The organism is Caldimicrobium thiodismutans (assembly GCF_001548275.1).
Taxonomy (GTDB): Bacteria; Desulfobacterota; Thermodesulfobacteria; order Thermodesulfobacteriales; family Thermodesulfobacteriaceae; genus Caldimicrobium; species Caldimicrobium thiodismutans.
Genome location: NZ_AP014945.1, coordinates 1,678,432 through 1,692,781, shown reverse-complemented (window position 1 = coordinate 1,692,781; position 14,350 = coordinate 1,678,432). Strand labels below are relative to the sequence as shown.

29 protein-coding genes are annotated in these 14,350 nt (G+C 40.5%); all 29 read right to left on the bottom strand.

Annotated features, from left to right (window positions below; translation table 11 throughout):
• Window positions 1-8 precede the first annotated feature (8 nt).
• From THC_RS08520 to rplC, 29 genes are read right to left on the bottom strand one after another with little or no spacing between them, the layout of a single operon-like run.
• Window positions 9-989 (bottom strand): DNA-directed RNA polymerase subunit alpha, encoded by a 981-nt coding sequence (locus THC_RS08520; RefSeq protein ID WP_068516152.1) that lies wholly within the window; start codon window positions 987-989, stop codon window positions 9-11.
• A gap of 29 nt (window positions 990-1,018) precedes the next feature.
• Window positions 1,019-1,651 (bottom strand): 30S ribosomal protein S4, encoded by a 633-nt coding sequence (gene rpsD, locus THC_RS08515; RefSeq protein ID WP_068516149.1) that lies wholly within the window; start codon window positions 1,649-1,651, stop codon window positions 1,019-1,021.
• Between the two features lie 23 nt (window positions 1,652-1,674).
• Window positions 1,675-2,055 (bottom strand): 30S ribosomal protein S11, encoded by a 381-nt coding sequence (rpsK, locus tag THC_RS08510; RefSeq protein ID WP_068516146.1) that lies wholly within the window; start codon window positions 2,053-2,055, stop codon window positions 1,675-1,677.
• A 13-nt stretch (window positions 2,056-2,068) separates the two neighbouring features.
• Window positions 2,069-2,437: a 30S ribosomal protein S13 gene (gene rpsM, locus THC_RS08505; RefSeq protein WP_068516143.1), complete on the bottom strand. Its 369-nt coding sequence runs from the start codon at window positions 2,435-2,437 to the stop codon at window positions 2,069-2,071.
• A 12-nt stretch (window positions 2,438-2,449) separates the two neighbouring features.
• Entirely contained in the window at window positions 2,450-2,563 is a 114-nt protein-coding gene (gene rpmJ, locus THC_RS08500; protein WP_068516142.1) for a 50S ribosomal protein L36, read from the bottom strand.
• The gene (infA, locus tag THC_RS08495; RefSeq protein WP_068516138.1) at window positions 2,560-2,811 is read right to left on the bottom strand and encodes a translation initiation factor IF-1; all 252 of its coding nucleotides are present in this window, start codon (window positions 2,809-2,811) and stop codon (window positions 2,560-2,562) included. The genes rpmJ and infA overlap by 4 nt, the downstream gene beginning before the upstream one ends.
• 10 nt (window positions 2,812-2,821) lie before the next feature.
• Window positions 2,822-3,580, bottom strand: a complete 759-nt coding sequence (gene map / locus THC_RS08490; RefSeq protein WP_231938350.1) for a type I methionyl aminopeptidase — start codon at window positions 3,578-3,580, stop codon at window positions 2,822-2,824.
• Window positions 3,581-3,589: 9 nt separating this feature from the next.
• Window positions 3,590-4,237, bottom strand: coding sequence for an adenylate kinase (locus THC_RS08485; protein ID WP_068516131.1), 648 nt, complete (start codon window positions 4,235-4,237; stop codon window positions 3,590-3,592).
• A 23-nt stretch (window positions 4,238-4,260) separates the two neighbouring features.
• Window positions 4,261-5,571, bottom strand: a complete 1,311-nt coding sequence (gene secY / locus THC_RS08480) for a preprotein translocase subunit SecY (RefSeq protein ID WP_068516127.1) — start codon at window positions 5,569-5,571, stop codon at window positions 4,261-4,263.
• A gap of 16 nt (window positions 5,572-5,587) precedes the next feature.
• Window positions 5,588-6,037: a 50S ribosomal protein L15 gene (gene rplO, locus THC_RS08475; protein ID WP_068516762.1), complete on the bottom strand. Its 450-nt coding sequence runs from the start codon at window positions 6,035-6,037 to the stop codon at window positions 5,588-5,590.
• Between the two features lie 4 nt (window positions 6,038-6,041).
• Complete coding sequence (gene rpmD / locus THC_RS08470; RefSeq protein ID WP_068516124.1) at window positions 6,042-6,227, bottom strand: 50S ribosomal protein L30; 186 nt, start codon at window positions 6,225-6,227, stop codon at window positions 6,042-6,044.
• Window positions 6,224-6,727: a 30S ribosomal protein S5 gene (gene rpsE, locus THC_RS08465; RefSeq protein ID WP_068516122.1), complete on the bottom strand. Its 504-nt coding sequence runs from the start codon at window positions 6,725-6,727 to the stop codon at window positions 6,224-6,226. Before rpsE ends, rpmD begins: the two co-directional genes overlap by 4 nt.
• Window positions 6,728-6,750: 23 nt before the next feature.
• A complete protein-coding gene (gene rplR / locus THC_RS08460; RefSeq protein ID WP_068516120.1) occupies window positions 6,751-7,137 on the bottom strand; it encodes a 50S ribosomal protein L18 in 387 nt (128 codons plus the stop codon).
• Window positions 7,138-7,149: 12 nt separating this feature from the next.
• Window positions 7,150-7,737, bottom strand: coding sequence for a 50S ribosomal protein L6 (gene rplF, locus THC_RS08455; RefSeq protein ID WP_068516117.1), 588 nt, complete (start codon window positions 7,735-7,737; stop codon window positions 7,150-7,152).
• A 13-nt stretch (window positions 7,738-7,750) separates the two neighbouring features.
• A complete protein-coding gene (gene rpsH, locus THC_RS08450; protein WP_068516114.1) occupies window positions 7,751-8,146 on the bottom strand; it encodes a 30S ribosomal protein S8 in 396 nt (131 codons plus the stop codon).
• A 16-nt stretch (window positions 8,147-8,162) separates the two neighbouring features.
• Window positions 8,163-8,348 (bottom strand): type Z 30S ribosomal protein S14, encoded by a 186-nt coding sequence (locus THC_RS08445; protein WP_068516112.1) that lies wholly within the window; start codon window positions 8,346-8,348, stop codon window positions 8,163-8,165.
• A gap of 6 nt (window positions 8,349-8,354) precedes the next feature.
• A complete protein-coding gene (gene rplE / locus THC_RS08440; protein WP_068516109.1) occupies window positions 8,355-8,891 on the bottom strand; it encodes a 50S ribosomal protein L5 in 537 nt (178 codons plus the stop codon).
• Window positions 8,892-8,897: 6 nt separating this feature from the next.
• Window positions 8,898-9,266, bottom strand: coding sequence for a 50S ribosomal protein L24 (gene rplX, locus THC_RS08435; protein WP_068516106.1), 369 nt, complete (start codon window positions 9,264-9,266; stop codon window positions 8,898-8,900).
• A 14-nt stretch (window positions 9,267-9,280) separates the two neighbouring features.
• Entirely contained in the window at window positions 9,281-9,649 is a 369-nt protein-coding gene (gene rplN, locus THC_RS08430; RefSeq protein WP_068516102.1) for a 50S ribosomal protein L14, read from the bottom strand.
• A gap of 3 nt (window positions 9,650-9,652) precedes the next feature.
• Window positions 9,653-9,937 carry a 30S ribosomal protein S17 gene (gene rpsQ, locus THC_RS08425; RefSeq protein ID WP_068516099.1) on the bottom strand — a complete coding sequence of 95 codons (285 nt, stop codon included), beginning with the start codon at window positions 9,935-9,937 and terminating at the stop codon, window positions 9,653-9,655.
• A gap of 7 nt (window positions 9,938-9,944) precedes the next feature.
• The gene (gene rpmC / locus THC_RS08420; RefSeq protein ID WP_068516097.1) at window positions 9,945-10,148 is read right to left on the bottom strand and encodes a 50S ribosomal protein L29; all 204 of its coding nucleotides are present in this window, start codon (window positions 10,146-10,148) and stop codon (window positions 9,945-9,947) included.
• Window positions 10,148-10,564, bottom strand: coding sequence for a 50S ribosomal protein L16 (rplP, locus tag THC_RS08415; RefSeq protein WP_068516093.1), 417 nt, complete (start codon window positions 10,562-10,564; stop codon window positions 10,148-10,150). Before rplP ends, rpmC begins: the two co-directional genes overlap by 1 nt.
• Window positions 10,565-10,585: 21 nt before the next feature.
• Window positions 10,586-11,248 carry a 30S ribosomal protein S3 gene (rpsC, locus tag THC_RS08410; protein ID WP_068516091.1) on the bottom strand — a complete coding sequence of 221 codons (663 nt, stop codon included), beginning with the start codon at window positions 11,246-11,248 and terminating at the stop codon, window positions 10,586-10,588.
• A 3-nt stretch (window positions 11,249-11,251) separates the two neighbouring features.
• On the bottom strand, window positions 11,252-11,605 hold the full coding sequence (gene rplV, locus THC_RS08405; protein WP_068516085.1) for a 50S ribosomal protein L22: 354 nt from the start codon (window positions 11,603-11,605) through the stop codon (window positions 11,252-11,254).
• A 12-nt stretch (window positions 11,606-11,617) separates the two neighbouring features.
• Window positions 11,618-11,905, bottom strand: a complete 288-nt coding sequence (rpsS, locus tag THC_RS08400; protein WP_068516083.1) for a 30S ribosomal protein S19 — start codon at window positions 11,903-11,905, stop codon at window positions 11,618-11,620.
• Between the two features lie 15 nt (window positions 11,906-11,920).
• On the bottom strand, window positions 11,921-12,745 hold the full coding sequence (rplB, locus tag THC_RS08395; protein ID WP_068516080.1) for a 50S ribosomal protein L2: 825 nt from the start codon (window positions 12,743-12,745) through the stop codon (window positions 11,921-11,923).
• Between the two features lie 17 nt (window positions 12,746-12,762).
• Window positions 12,763-13,053: a 50S ribosomal protein L23 gene (rplW, locus tag THC_RS08390; RefSeq protein ID WP_068516078.1), complete on the bottom strand. Its 291-nt coding sequence runs from the start codon at window positions 13,051-13,053 to the stop codon at window positions 12,763-12,765.
• 3 nt (window positions 13,054-13,056) lie between these two features.
• Entirely contained in the window at window positions 13,057-13,689 is a 633-nt protein-coding gene (gene rplD / locus THC_RS08385; protein ID WP_068516075.1) for a 50S ribosomal protein L4, read from the bottom strand.
• 12 nt (window positions 13,690-13,701) lie between these two features.
• A complete protein-coding gene (gene rplC / locus THC_RS08380) occupies window positions 13,702-14,337 on the bottom strand; it encodes a 50S ribosomal protein L3 (RefSeq protein ID WP_068516073.1) in 636 nt (211 codons plus the stop codon).
• Window positions 14,338-14,350 lie beyond the last annotated feature (13 nt).

The window sequence follows — 14,350 nt, the reverse complement described above, 5'->3', positions numbered from 1 at the left end:
TTCAAGTATTATTCAGACAAAACCTTAGGAGGCTTCCACTTAATATCTTTCATACCAAGATTAAGATTATACTGGCGAAGTTTCTCTACAATCTCATCTAAGGATTTTCTTCCAAAACTTCTGATCTTTAGAAGCTCAGATTCTGTTTTTTGAACCAGTTCTCCAACATAATTTATTCCCGAAGATTTTAAGCAATTTATAGATCTTCCAGAAAGCTCAAGTTCATCCACAGTCATATTAAGATAATTGCATATAGTTATAGGCTCTTTCTTAGGCTTCCCAGTTGCAAAAATCTCTTCTCCTGCCAGAAAGACCATCAATTGCTCAACCAAAATTCTTGCAGCCTGTAAAAAAGCTGACTGGGGGTCAATGGTTCCATCTGTCCAAATTTCAAGAACAAGACTATCGTAATCACTACTCTTACCAACACGAGCAAGACCGACAGTATAATTAACTCTTGTAATAGGAGAAAAAAGGCCATCCACAAGGATTACACCTACCTCATTATTACGAGTATATTCCACAGGTGCATATCCCCTTCCCTTCTCAACTTTTAATTCCATTTCAATCTGCCCATCCCCAGAAAGGGTAGCAATATAATGTTCTGGATTTACAACCTGCCCTATTTCAGCAGGAACTTGAATGTCTCCAGCTTTTACCTCAGCAGGACCACTTTTTTTAAGACTAAAATTAAAAGGGCCCTCCCCTTCTAACTTAAACCTCACTCCCTTTAAATTCAAAATAATATCTGTAACATCCTCTATAACTCCTGGCAAACTGGTAAACTCATGAGGAGCTCCAACAATTCTGACCTCTGTTATAGAATAACCCGGGATAGAGGATAATAATATTCTTCTAAAGGCATTACCTAAGGTTTGCCCAAATCCCCTTTCTAAGGGTTCAATTATAAATTTTCCATAATAGGGGAATTGACTATCCTTGTGAGTTCTAATCCCCTCTGGCTTAATTAATTCCACGGTTTTTTTCATAGATACTTACCCCTCTTGATTAAAATTCGTTATCTGGAGTAAAACTCAATTATATAAGATTCCTGAATGGGTATAGTTATGTCTTCTCTTGAAGGTAAGGACTTAACAACTCCCTTAAAGTTCTCAGCATCCAGCTCAAGCCAAGCCGGAATTCCTCTCTGGACTCTTACCTGCAAATTCTCTTGAATCTGGGAATTACTTCTATATTTTTCCTTAAGTTCAATCACATCTCCAGGTTTGACAATATAACTTGGTATATCCACAGGTCTCCCATTAACTGTAAAAAAGCCGTGATTAACCATCTGTCTGGCCTGAGTTCTGGAAGGGGCAAAGCCAAGTCTATAAACTACATTATCAAGTCTTCTCTCCAGAAGCTGTAAAAGATTGTGTCCTGAAGGCCCAGCCATATTTATGGCCATTTCATAATATTTTTGCATCTGTTTTTCTGAAATACCATAAATTCTCTTAACCTTTTGTTTCTCTCTTAAACGAATTCCATAGTCTGAAAGTTTAATCCTCAGTTGAACAGGACCGTGCTGCCCTGGAGGATAACTCCTTCTCTCAAAGGCACAAGCATCAGTATAGCACCTTTCGCCTTTTAAAAAAAGTTTCATACCTTCCCTTCTGCAAAGTCTACAACGGGCACCTGTATATCTGGCCATATTCTTCTTCCTCCTCTTTTAAATTAAACCCTTCTCCTCTTGGGTGGTCTGCATCCATCATGAGGTATAGGGGTAACATCTTTAATAAGGGTCACCCTAAGACCTGACCCCTGAAGGGCCCTTAAGGCTGCTTCTCTCCCTGGCCCTGGCCCTTTCACATAAACCCAAACCTCTCTCAAACCATATCCTTGAGCCTTCTTCAAGGCATTCTGCATAGCAAGTTGCGCTGCATAAGGAGTCCCCTTCCTGGTTCCTTTAAAACCCTCTGTTCCTCCACTTGCCCAGGAAAGGGTATTCCCCTGCTTATCTGTAATTGTAATAATAGTATTATTGAAAGTGGAATGTATGTGCACAATCCCTTCTGCTACACTTTTTTTGATCTTTTTTTTCCTTGGCTTTGCCACTTTTCACCCTCCCCTATTTCTTCTTTCTTAAAGAACCAGGTCTTGGCCCTTTTCTCGTTCTGGCATTAGACCTTGTTTTTTGTCCTCTAACAGGAAGTCCCATCCTGTGTCTAAGACCTCTATAACATCCAATATCCATTAATCTTTTGATATTATTTCTTACCTGTTTCCGGAGCTCTCCTTCAACCACATGTTCTTTTTCAATTATCTGTCTGAGACGGTTTATTTCTTCTTCCGTCAGATCTTTCACTTTTTTAAACCAATCAATACCAGCCTGAGTGCAAACCTTTTGAGCAAGAGTTCTACCTACACCAAAAATGTAAGTTAGAGCTACATCCACAGGCTTTCTCTCAGGTATATCCACACCTGCAATCTTGGGCATCTCAACTCCTCCTTATCCCTGCCTTTGTTTATGTTTGGGGTTTTCACAGATAATCCGCACTACCCCCTTTCTTCGAATAACCTTGCATTTTCTACATCTTCTCTTAACAGATGGGCTGACCTTCATTTATGCTCCCTCCCCTTCTCCATTTCTGCCTTTGTCCCGCGATAAATAATACGACCGCGAGTTAAATCATAAGGCGACAATTCTACCACAACTGCATCACCTGGCAAGATCCTAATATAATGAACTCTCATCTTGCCAGAAAGATGGGCAAGAACTGTATGACCTGTCTCAAGCTCTACTTTAAACATAGCATTGGGTAAAGATTCAATAACCTTTCCCTCAAGTTGAATCACATCTTCCTTAGCCATTCCTTCTCCATTATAACTGGGATAAAATTATTGGGCCTGAAGGAGTAACAGCAATAGAATGCTCAAAATGAGCTGACAAACTCCCATCCCGAGTTACTGCTGTCCAGCCATCTTCAAGAATCTTTACTTCCCAAGAACCTGCTGAAACCATTGGTTCTATAGCTAAAACCATGCCTGCCTCAATTTTAGGCCCCCTTCCTGCCTTACCATAATTTGGGATCTCCGGAGGTTCATGAAGAGACCTTCCAACACCATGCCCAACAAAATCCCTAATCACATTAAAATTCTCTTTCTCAACAGTTCTCTGAACTGTAAAGGAAATATCTCCTATTTTATTACCAATTCTTGCCTTTTCAATAGCCAAGTATAAGGCAGACTCAGTAACTCTCATAAGTCTCTCAGCTAATTCAGAAACCCTTCCAACACCAACTGTTAAAGCGGCATCCCCGAAATAACCATCATAAATTACACCAAAATCAAAACTCACAAGGTCCCCTTCCTTTAAAACTTTATCTTTGCGAGGCATCCCATGCACAATTTCTTCATTAACAGATATACAAAGGGCATAGGGATATCCCCTATACCCCTTAAACGCTGGTTTAACTCCCTTTTTTTCACAAAGACTTAAAGCCATCTCTTCAAATTCATAAGTACTTTTTCCGGGCCTTACTTCTTCTTTAATTCTATAAAGGATTTCCATTACAATAGCATTAGCCTTACGAAGGATTTCAATCTCCTTGGGAGTTTTTAAAATAGGTCTACCCTTCAAAATAAATCACTACTTTCCTTCAAGTATCTGAATAAGCTGTTTGGTTATCTCATCAATACTTTTACTTCCATCTATTTCCTTTAAAATTCCCTTCTTATTATAATAATCAATAAGAGGAGCTGTGCTTTCGTGATAGACCTTAAGCCTGTTTCTTACCGTCTCCTCATTATCATCAGGCCTTTGATAAAGTTCACCACCGCAGGCATCGCACTTACCCTCAACTTTGGGTGGTTTATATTTTACATGATACATCATGCCACAGGATTTGCAGGTTCTTCTGCCTGTAAGTCTCTCAACAAGTAATTCATCCGGCACAACCAGGGCAAGAGCAAAATCAAGCTTTTTCCCCATTTCAGAAAGAATCTTATCAAGAGCCTCAGCTTGCGCCACAGTCCTTGGGAAACCATCCAAAATAAAACCCTTAGCACAATCAGCCTGAGACAATCTCTCCTTAACCATACCAAGAATAATCTCATCTGGCACAAGTTGGCCTTTATCCATGTATTCCTGAGCCTTTTTCCCAAGCTCTGTTCCCTTAGCCCTGTGTTCCCTTAACATATCTCCTGTAGAAATCTGGGGAATACCATATTTCTCAATCAAAATTTTGGCCTGAGTGCCTTTTCCTGCCCCTGGAGGACCTAAAAATACTATATTCATAGCTCACCTCCAATAATAGATTTTTAGCGTGTTTTAATCTTACTTTGCCTAATAAAGGTCTCATACTGCCTGGAGAGTAAATGGGCCTCAATCTGTCCTACTAAATCCAGGGCAACACCAACCACAATTAAAAGGGAGGTGCCTCCAAAGTAAAAGGGTATGCTCATTTTATAAATCAAAAAATTTGGCAAAACACATATAAAAGCTACATAAAGGGCTCCTATCAAGGTAATACGCATTAAAACCCTTTCAAGAAACTCCTCCGTTGCTCGGCCTGGTCTTATACCAGGAACAAAACCGCCCCATTTTTTAAGATTTTCTGCAACCTCCTTGGGATTAAAAACAACTGCTGTATAAAAATAACAGAAAAATATAATTAAGCCAGCAAAGATAAGGTTATAAAGAATCCCACCTGGACTAAGTAGGCGAGATAGATCCTGAAAAAAGGCCAAAGGCACAAAACTGGCAACTGTGGCAGGAAACATCAATACAGAAGAGGCAAAAATAGGGGGAATAACTCCTGCAGAATTGATCTTTAAAGGTAAATAACTTGTTTGTCCTCCAACCATCTGTCTTCCAACTTGTCTTTTTGCATAATGCACAGGTATTCTTCTCTGAGAAAGCTCCATAAAACAGGTAAAGGCAAGAATACCAAAGAGTAAAAGAAAGATTAAAAGTAAGCCGAAAAAGGAAAATTCACCAGTCTGCACAAACTTAAGCGTCCTAAAGACTGCGGGAAATATTCCAGCTACAATTCCAGCAAAGATAATCATGGAAATTCCATTCCCGATCCCATGCTCCGTCATCTGTTCACCAAGCCAGACCAAAAAAAGCGTCCCCGCACAAAGGGTAATCATGGTCATGATTCTAAAGGTCCAACCAGGATCAGCAACAATGGGAATCCCCGAAGGAGAAACCATTCTCTCAAGTCCAACCGCAATTCCAAAACCCTGAATCAAACAAATAACTACTGTGAGGTAGCGCGTATAATAGGCTATTTTTCTGCGTCCCTCTGGTCCTTCCTTATAATATTCCTTAATATTGGGAAAAACCACAGTCATAAGCTGCATAATAATGGAAGCACTAATATAAGGCATAACCCCAAGAGCACAGATAGAAAATCTTCTCAACGCTCCACCTGAAAAGATATCCAAAAAACCAAAAAGGGTCCCCCCTGCCTTCTGGAAAAACTCAAGAAAGGCTTCTGCATTAATACCTGGGGCAGGAATGTGAATAGCAAACCTGTATATAGCTAATCCGAGAAATAAATAAAAAAGTCTGCGCTTTAACTCTGGTATATTGGCTAAGCCAAGAAGACTCTCTTTTCCGTTCACTCTAAATCAATCTCCCTTAACCTGAGACAAGCTCTACCTTCCCGCCAGCCTTCTCTATCTTTTCAATAGCACTGCGGGAGGCAGAATGAACCTTTACTGTTAGAGGAAAATTTATCTCTCCATCACCAAGAAGTTTTACCAACTTATCTTTTCCCTTTAAAAGCCCTCTGATTTTCATGGATTCAAGGTCAACAATCTCTCCTTCTTTAAATCTCTCTGCCAGATCCTTCACATTTATCACTTCATATTCCACCTTAAATATATTAGTAAAACCTCTTTTGGGAATTCTTCTGATAATAGGAGTCTGACCACCTTCAAAAGTTGGTTTAATATCAAGACCTGTCCTTGACTTTTGACCTTTATGCCCCTTACAAGAGGTCTTGCCATGGCCAGAACCATGACCTCTACCAACCCTTTTTTCCCTGTGCTTAGAATCTGGATCAGGTTTAAGATTATCAATCTTAATCAATTTACTCATTGACTTCCTCCACGCAAACAAGGTGTCTCACCTTTTCTATCATACCCCTAATACTTGGGTTATCCTCTCTTAATACTGATTGACCAACCCTTTTAAGACCAAGGCCTTTTAAGGTTTCCCTCTGTTTGGAATTCCAACCAAATCTACTTCTAACCAGGGTAATCTTAACCTTTTTCATGCCCTCACCCTCGCAAGAATTTCATCAACTTCTTTTCCTCTTTTACGAGCCACATAGTCTAAGCCCTGAATCTGAGAAAGGGCTCTAAAAGTAGCCTTTATGAGATTATGAGGGTTTGTGCTACCAATGGCTTTAGTAACTATATCTGTAATTCCTGCAGCATCCATAACTGCACGCACAGTTCCCCCTGCAATAACGCCTGTTCCCGCAGGAGCTGGCTTAAGTAAAAGAGAAGAAGCTCCAAACTTTACTTTTATACTATGGGGAATAGTTCCCTTAACTATAGGTATCTGAATCATCGTCTTTTTAGCCTTATCAATAGCCTTTCTTATAGCATCAGGGACCTCAGGGGCCTTTCCAAGACCAAAACCAACTTTTCCCTTTCCATCACCAACCACAACTAAGGCTGCAAACCTTAGCTTTTTTCCTCCCTTGGTAACCTTTGTAACCCTACTAATTTGAATAATTTTTTCAATAAACTCTTCTCCTGCCTTTGCCAAAGCTTCACCTCCAAGCCATTCTCTTAAAATTCTAAACCACCACTTCTTGCCCCTTCAGCCAGGGCCTTAACCCTTCCATGATACTTATACCCACCCCGATCAAATACTACCTTCTCTATCCCTTTTGCTTTAGCTTTCTCAGCTAAAAACTTTCCAACTATAAAAGCAGCCTCAACTTTATTTTTGACCTCACCCTTTTCCTTTAATTCTTTAAGCTTTTCCTTAACCTCTGGGGTTAAAGAGGAACAGGCAATAAGGGTATGCCCAGTTAAATCATCAATAACCTGAGCATAAATCTGTTTCTTGCTTCTAAAGATTGCTAAACGAGGTCTCTCCTGTGTGCCGAGGACTTTTTTTCTAATTCTTTTTTTCCTTCTAAGTCTCTTTTCAATTTTTACTTCTGGCCTCATCGTTTCTCCCTCTTATTTTTTACCACCCTTTCCAGATTTTCCTGCCTTTCTTAAAATAGTCTCCCCTGTATATCTAATTCCCTTTCCTTTATATGGCTCAGGTGGTCTCAAGCGTTTAATATTGGCTGCAACCTGACCAAGAAGCTCCTTATCAGCTCCCTCTAAGGTCAGCCTTACCTGAACCTGCTCTGTCCCCTTCTCAGCCTTTGCTGTAATACCCGGGGGAAGAGGAAAATTAATAGGATGAGAATACCCTAAAGAAAAAACAATTTCCTGTCCTTTAACTTCAGCCTTATATCCCAATCCAACAATATCAAGAGATTTGGTAAATCCCTTAGTTACCCCTGTTATCATGTTATTAATCAAGGCCCAGGCTAATCCCTGAAAAGCCTTGGCCTTATTTTGCAATTTTTTCTGAGGGGCATCCTTTTCAACGAGAAGCTGGGTCCCCTCAATTTTAATCCTTACTAAGGGAGGAAGCTTTTTCTCAAGAACTCCCTTAGGTCCTTGCACCTTGATAAGGCCATCTTCTTTTAACTCAATCTTAACCCCCTGTGGTATCTCCACAGGTTTTCTTCCAAGACGAGAAACCTCACCCATTACAATCACCCCTTTACCAAATTTCGCAGATTACTTCGCCACCAATCTTTCTCTTTCTGGCCTCGTAATCAGGCATAATGCCCTGAGATGTTGAAACAATAGCTATTCCAAGGCCATCCATAACCTTGGGAAGCTTTTGATATCCAAGATAGAGTCTTCTTCCTGGCTTACTAACCCGTTTCAATCCTGCAATAACAGGCCTTTTAGCTTCGTCATATTTTAAGGTTATCTCAATTTTGGCCTGGGGTTTCTCCTCAATATATTGAAAATCTTCAATAAATCCCTCTTCCTTTAAAATTTTAACAATCTCCATTTTTAATCTGGAGGCTGGCACAGTCACTGTCTTTTTTCTGGCCCTCAAGGCATTTTTTATCCTTGCCAGCATATCTGCAATGGGGTCTGTCATCATATTTGGTTAAACCTCCTTACCAGCTTGCTTTTCTGATACCAGGGAGTTTTCCCTCCCCAGCAAGTTTTCTAAAACACATCCTGCAAAGCCCGTAAGCTCTGATAAAAGCCCTGGGTCTCCCGCAGATAGAACATCTATTTCTCTTTCTCACCTCAAATTTGGGCTTTCTTTTTGCCTTTTCCAACTGTGCTTTTCTTGGCATTTATGTTTACCTCCTAAAGGGCATTCCCAATTCTTTTAATAATTCATAAGCCTCTTCATCCGTCTTAGCTGAGGTGCTAATAGTAATGCTCATACCCTTTATCTTTTCTATCTTGCTTGAATCTATCTCTGGAAATATAGTATGATCATTAATTCCTAAGGTATAATTCCCTCTTCCATCAAAACCTGACCTTGGAAGTCCCCTAAAATCTCTAACCCTGGGGAGAGCTATATGAATTAGCCTGGTTAAAAAATCATACATTCTCCTTCCTCTAAGGGTTACCATAACTCCTATAGGCATGCCCTTTCTAAGCTTAAATCCTGCAATAGATTTTCTGGCCTTACAAATTCTCGGTCTCTGTCCAGTAATCTGCGTAAGCTCAACCAGGGCCTGATCAATAAGCTTAGGATTTACAACTGCCTCTCCTAAACCTATATTTACTGATATCTTCTCTATCTTGGGCACCTGATGGGGATTGGGATATTTAAACCTTTCCATAAGTCTTGGCTTAACCTCATTATGATATTTCTGCCTCAGATCCATCTTTCCTTACTCCTTTGGCTCAATGATTTCTCCACATTTTTTGCAAGCCCGCACCTTAGTGCCATCTTCCAAAATTTTTCGCCTAACCTTTACACCTTTTTTACACTTTGGACAATAAAGCATAAGATTGCTAACATGAATAGGGGCTGGCTTCTCTACAATACCCCCACTACTGTAAGGGGTTGGCTTCGTATGCCTTTTGACAATATTTACTCCCTCAACTACTGCCCTGCCCTTACGAGGAAAAACCTGTAAAATCTTACCAATTTTTCCCTTATCCTTACCAGTAATCACAACCACCATGTCATTCTTTTTAACATGGCATTTTGCTTCATGCGGCTTGGGTAAATTTTTATGAGATCCTCTCTTCAGCATAAAGATCCTCTCCTTTATAACACTTCAGGGGCAAGGGAAATAATCTTCATAAATCCCTTGGCCCTTAATTCTCTTGCTACAGGCCCAAAAATACGCGTCCCAATGGGTTCTTTATATTGATTAATCAACACCGCTGCATTTTCATCAAAACGAATGGAAGATCCATCAGCTCTCTGAACCTCTTTTTTGGTCCTCACTATCACAGCCTTAACCACATCTCCTTTTTTTACCTTAGAATTTGGAAGAGCATCCTTAACCGTTGCTACAATTATATCCCCAACAGAACCATATCTTCTCTTAGAACCACCGAGAACTCTAATACACATAAGCTCTTTAGCTCCTGAATTGTCTGCCACATTCAGAAAAGACTGCTGCTGTATCATAGATTATTCCCCCCCTTCCTCAGAAGGCTCAACTTCCAATACTTTAGCCCTTTCTAAGATTTCTTTAACTCTCCATCTTTTGCGTTTAGAAAGAGGTCTCGTCTCTTCAATAAGGACCTTATCCCCCATCTTACAGGTATTCCCTTCGTCATGAGCCATAAATTTTTTTCTTCTCTTTGTAAATTTTCCATATAAAGGATGCTTAACAAGTGTCTCTACCATAACCACGACTGTTTTATCCATCTTATTACTTACAACTGTTCCAATAAATTCTTTTTTTCTACCCATGATAAACTTACCCCTTTCTTAAATTTAACTCCTTTTCCTTAAGGATAGTTAAAACTCTGGCAATATCTCTCTTTAAATTTCTTATCTTAAGGGGATTTTCAAGGCGATGAATAGTCTTCTGAAATCTCAAATTAAAAAGCTCTTCCCTCAATTGGGAAAGCTTTTCCTTTAACTCGGGAAGCGAAAGCTCCCTAAGCTCCTTGGCCTTCATTAAAGCTCCTCCCTGCTAACTATCTTACATTTAAAAGGCATCTTAGATGCTGCAAGCTTAAGAGCCTCCTTAGCTACCTCTTCAGGAACACCTGCAATCTCATAGATAATCTTGCCGGGTTTGACTACCGCAACATACCCCTCAACAGGCCCCTTTCCCTTTCCCATACGGGTTTCTGCTGGCCTCTTGGTAATGGGCTTGTCTGGAAAAACTCTTATCCAGATTTTAGCACCCTTTCGGGCTGTTCTGACAATAGCCACACGGCCTGCCTCAATCTGCTGAGCGGTCATCCAGCCCCCTTCAAGAACCTTTAAGCCATAATCTCCAAAGGAAAGGGTATTACCTTTTGTAGCAATACCTCTTACCCTTCCCTTATGCATCTTCCTATATTTGGTCTTCTTTGGCTGTAAAAGCATCTTACCTCACCTCAATAATTTTTATATAACCATTTTTTCTTGTCCGCCTCTTTCAGGTAAAACCTCTCCTTTGAATATCCAAACCTTCACTCCAATAGTTCCGTATTTGGTAACCGCAGTAGCAAAACCATAGTCAATATCAGCCCTTAGCGTTGAAAGAGGAACTCTTCCCACTCTATACCATTCAGATCTGGCAATCTCAGCCCCTCCTAAACGCCCAGAGCACTGTAATTTAACTCCCTGTGCTCCAAATCTCATCACCAAGGTCACTGCTCTTTTCATGGCCCTTCTAAAAGAGACCCTTCTTTCAATCTGCTGGGCAATATTTTCAGCTACCAGTTGAGCCTCAAGCTCAGGCCTTCTAATCTCCTCAACACTTACCTCAATCTCTCTCTCCTTAAATCTCTTTTGAAGTTCTTTTTTTATCTTTTCTATCTCAGCTCCCTTCTTTCCAATAACAATACCCGGCCTGGCTGAATAGATAATAACTTTTACATTATTTCCCGCTCTCTCTATTTCAATCTTTGGAATTCCAGCATGATAATATTTCTCTTTCAGATACTTTCGTATCTGATAATCCTCCTGGACAAACTTAGGGAGCTCTCTTGGTTTAGCTACATAGCGTGATTCCCAGGTTCTGGTAATCCCAATTCTCAATCCTCTTGGATCAACTTTCTGGCCCAAGGCTTACCTCCTCTTCCTTTTCTCTTCTTTTTCTTCTACCTCAATGGTAATATGACTCATTCTCCGCAAAATTCTACTTGCCCTTCCCCAGGCCCTTGGCCAAACCCTCTTTAGCACTGGCCCTTCATTAATATAAGCCCCAGTGACAAATAGCTTATCCACATCAAGACCATAGTTGTTTTCTGCATTAGCTACAGCACTTAGTAAAACCTTCTTAATCAATCGAGAGGCTTTCTTTGGGGTAGCATCAAGGATATTTATAGCCTCACTAACTTTTCTGCCTCTTATTAAATCAGCCACCAATCTTGCCTTATAAGGAGAAATTAAAATATATTTTGCTGTAGCTCTGGCTTTCAAGGTTAACCTCCTTTATTTCTTTTTACCAGAAACCTTTCCCTTATCCGCAGGATGCCCCTTATAGGTCCTTGTAGGGGCAAATTCACCAAGTTTGTGCCCAACCATATTTTCTGTAACATAGACAGGAATAAATTTATGCCCATTATGCACCGCTAAGGTAAGCCCAACCATTTCAGGAATAATGGTTGATCTTCTGCTCCAGGTCTTAATCGGTTTCTTATCCCCTGCCTCTCTTGCCTTAAGCACCTTCTTAAAAAGATGATCATCAATAAAAAAGCCTTTTTTCTTAGATCTGGGCATCTTTTACCTCACCTCTTAACCTTTTCTTCTTTTAAGTATTAGTTTGTCTGAGGCCTTTTTACGGCGAGTTTTAAGCCCTTTAGCAGGCTGGCCCCAGGGTGAACAGGGATGTCTACCACCATGGGTCTTACCCTCACCACCACCAAGGGGATGGTCCACAGGATTCATGGCAACCCCTCTCACATGGGGTTTCCTTCCCCTCCACCTGACTCTTCCTGCCTTACCCCAGATAACATTTTCCCATTCAAGATTTCCCACCTGACCAACTGTTGCCTTACAATTTCCATGAACCTTTCTAATCTCTCCAGAAGGAAGTCTTAATATAACATAATCTTTTTCTTTTCCAAGGAGCTGAGCAAAAGCACCAGCTGAACGGGCTAACTGTCCACCCTTGCCTGGCCTCAACTCTACATTATGCACCATAGTTCCAACAGGTATACTCTTTAAAGGTAGGGCATTCCCAACCTTGATTTCCGCAGACTCTCCAGACATCACTGTGTCCCCAACCTTTAAGCCTTGCGGGGCAAGGATATATCTCTTTTCACCATCCATATATTGTAAAAGGGCAATATTAGCTGACCTATTGGGATCATACTCTAAGGCTATAACCTTAGCAGGAATCCCATCTTTGTCTCTCTTGAAATCAATAATTCTATATAGTCTTTTATGACCACCCCCTCTGAATCTAAGGGTAACTCTACCGTAATTGTTTCTGCCACCAGTTTTTTTAAGAGGCTCAGTTAACGATTTTTCTGGCTCCTTAGGTGTCAACTCAGGATTAATTAAGATGGTCTGAAATCTCCTCCCCGCTGATGTGGGCTTGGACTTTTTTATAGGCATAAAAACTTCGCCTCCTTTTACACAGTTTCAAAAAATTCTATACTCTGGCCCTCAGCAAGCCTGACAATAGCCTTTTTTCTTAAACTTGTTCTACCAGGATTTCTGTAACCACCCTTGGGCTTTCCCTTAGACCTTATCGTCTGGACATCAAGAACCTTTACCTTAAATAACTCCTCTACCGCCTTCTTAATTTCAATCTTATTAGCCTTAGGGTCTACCCAGAAAGAAACCTGATTATTGCCTTCCTTCAAAAGCATACTCTTTTCTGTTATTATAGGTGCTAAAATTATTGTTCTTGGATCCTTCATCTTTTATCTCCTCAGTCTTTCTTCTAATTTAGAAATAGCATTCCTATCAATAATCAGGCTATCAAAATTAAGTATATCATAAACATTAAGACCCTCTACAGCCAAAACCTTAACATTAGGCAAATTATCCACACTCTTTTCAAGAAGTTGATTCCTCTCAGGAAGCACAATTAATGCAGACTTAAGTCCAGCCCTTTTGAGATAGTCTTCCATTACTTTTGTTTTGGGTTTCTCAAGACCAGGAAAGGTCTCTGCTACATAGACATTCTCCGTTAAGGCCCTACTTGAAAGAGCCATTTTTAATCCAAGCCTTCTAACCTTTTTATTTAACTTGAATTCATAGCTTCTGGGTTTAGGACCATGCACAATTCCTCCACCTACCCATTGGGGAGCACGAATTGATCCCTGTCTTGCTCTTCCTGTATGCTTTTGAGACCAGGGCTTTTTCCCTCCCCCTCTAACCTCAGAGCGAGTCTTGGTTGATGCAGTTCCAGCCCTCCACCGGGCCATCTGCCATCTGACTATTTCATGGAGAAGACCCTCCCGGGGAGCTACTCCAAATATATCAAGAGGTAAATCAACTTCCCCCTTAACCTCACCTGTATCGCCGATAAGCTTGGCCTTTATCTCTGTCATAGATCTTACCCCTTACTTAAAATAGACTGTAACATAACCATTGGGTGCTCCGGGAACCCCACCCTGAACCAGCAAAAGATTTTTATCTGGTAATATATCAACTACCTTTAAATTCTTAATAGTTACCCTTTCTGCACCATAGTGGCCTGCCATTTTCTTTCCCTTTATTACCCTTCCAGGAAAGGTATTTGCTCCACTGGACCCCCTTTTCCTGTGCACCTTCTTGGCACCATGGCTCATAGGTTGTCTCTGAAAATTCCATCTCTTAATACCACCAGTAAATCCCCTTCCCTTTGTAATTCCAGCTACATCTACCTTCATACCTTTAGAAATTTCCAGATCCTTTAAAGTAATAATCTGTCCAGGGCTAAAATCTTCTATATTAGCAACTTTAAATTCTCTTAAAATGTAATACCCACTATCTAAACCAGCCTTAAGGAAATGCCCTATCATAGGCATCGTGCACTTAGTAAGTTTCTTAGGATTAAAGCCTACCTGTATAGCATTATATCCATCCTTTTCAGCCCTCTTTACCTGAACCACAGCACAGGGGCCAACTTCAAGCACTGTTACAGGGATACTGTTCCCTTCTTCGTCAAAGATCCTTGTCATTCCAAGCTTTTTTCCAACAATTCCCTCTATCTTCATCTTGATCACTCCC

Coding starts and splice junctions, on each gene's coding strand:
- rplE (WP_068516109.1), bottom strand. CDS start 8,891: ATGGATCTGAGGCAGAAATATCATAATGAGGTTAAGCCAAGACTTATG.
- rpmD (WP_068516124.1), bottom strand. CDS start 6,227: ATGAAAAAGGTTAAGATTACCCTGGTTAGAAGTAGATTTGGTTGGAAT.
- rpsS (WP_068516083.1), bottom strand. CDS start 11,905: ATGCCCAGATCTAAGAAAAAAGGCTTTTTTATTGATGATCATCTTTTT.
- THC_RS08445 (WP_068516112.1), bottom strand. CDS start 8,348: ATGCCAAGAAAAGCACAGTTGGAAAAGGCAAAAAGAAAGCCCAAATTT.
- rpsD (WP_068516149.1), bottom strand. CDS start 1,651: ATGGCCAGATATACAGGTGCCCGTTGTAGACTTTGCAGAAGGGAAGGT.
- rplF (WP_068516117.1), bottom strand. CDS start 7,737: ATGGGTGAGGTTTCTCGTCTTGGAAGAAAACCTGTGGAGATACCACAG.
- rpsH (WP_068516114.1), bottom strand. CDS start 8,146: ATGATGACAGACCCCATTGCAGATATGCTGGCAAGGATAAAAAATGCC.
- rpmJ (WP_068516142.1), bottom strand. CDS start 2,563: ATGAAGGTCAGCCCATCTGTTAAGAGAAGATGTAGAAAATGCAAGGTT.
- rpsM (WP_068516143.1), bottom strand. CDS start 2,437: ATGCCCAAGATTGCAGGTGTGGATATACCTGAGAGAAAGCCTGTGGAT.
- rpsQ (WP_068516099.1), bottom strand. CDS start 9,937: ATGGGTAGAAAAAAAGAATTTATTGGAACAGTTGTAAGTAATAAGATG.
- rplN (WP_068516102.1), bottom strand. CDS start 9,649: ATGATACAGCAGCAGTCTTTTCTGAATGTGGCAGACAATTCAGGAGCT.
- rplP (WP_068516093.1), bottom strand. CDS start 10,564: ATGCTTTTACAGCCAAAGAAGACCAAATATAGGAAGATGCATAAGGGA.
- rplC (WP_068516073.1), bottom strand. CDS start 14,337: ATGAAGATAGAGGGAATTGTTGGAAAAAAGCTTGGAATGACAAGGATC.
- rplD (WP_068516075.1), bottom strand. CDS start 13,689: ATGACAGAGATAAAGGCCAAGCTTATCGGCGATACAGGTGAGGTTAAG.
- rplX (WP_068516106.1), bottom strand. CDS start 9,266: ATGCTGAAGAGAGGATCTCATAAAAATTTACCCAAGCCGCATGAAGCA.
- rplB (WP_068516080.1), bottom strand. CDS start 12,745: ATGCCTATAAAAAAGTCCAAGCCCACATCAGCGGGGAGGAGATTTCAG.
- infA (WP_068516138.1), bottom strand. CDS start 2,811: ATGGCTAAGGAAGATGTGATTCAACTTGAGGGAAAGGTTATTGAATCT.
- rplR (WP_068516120.1), bottom strand. CDS start 7,137: ATGAGGCCAGAAGTAAAAATTGAAAAGAGACTTAGAAGGAAAAAAAGA.
- rplW (WP_068516078.1), bottom strand. CDS start 13,053: ATGAAGGATCCAAGAACAATAATTTTAGCACCTATAATAACAGAAAAG.
- rpmC (WP_068516097.1), bottom strand. CDS start 10,148: ATGAAGGCCAAGGAGCTTAGGGAGCTTTCGCTTCCCGAGTTAAAGGAA.
- THC_RS08485 (WP_068516131.1), bottom strand. CDS start 4,237: ATGAATATAGTATTTTTAGGTCCTCCAGGGGCAGGAAAAGGCACTCAG.
- THC_RS08520 (WP_068516152.1), bottom strand. CDS start 989: ATGAAAAAAACCGTGGAATTAATTAAGCCAGAGGGGATTAGAACTCAC.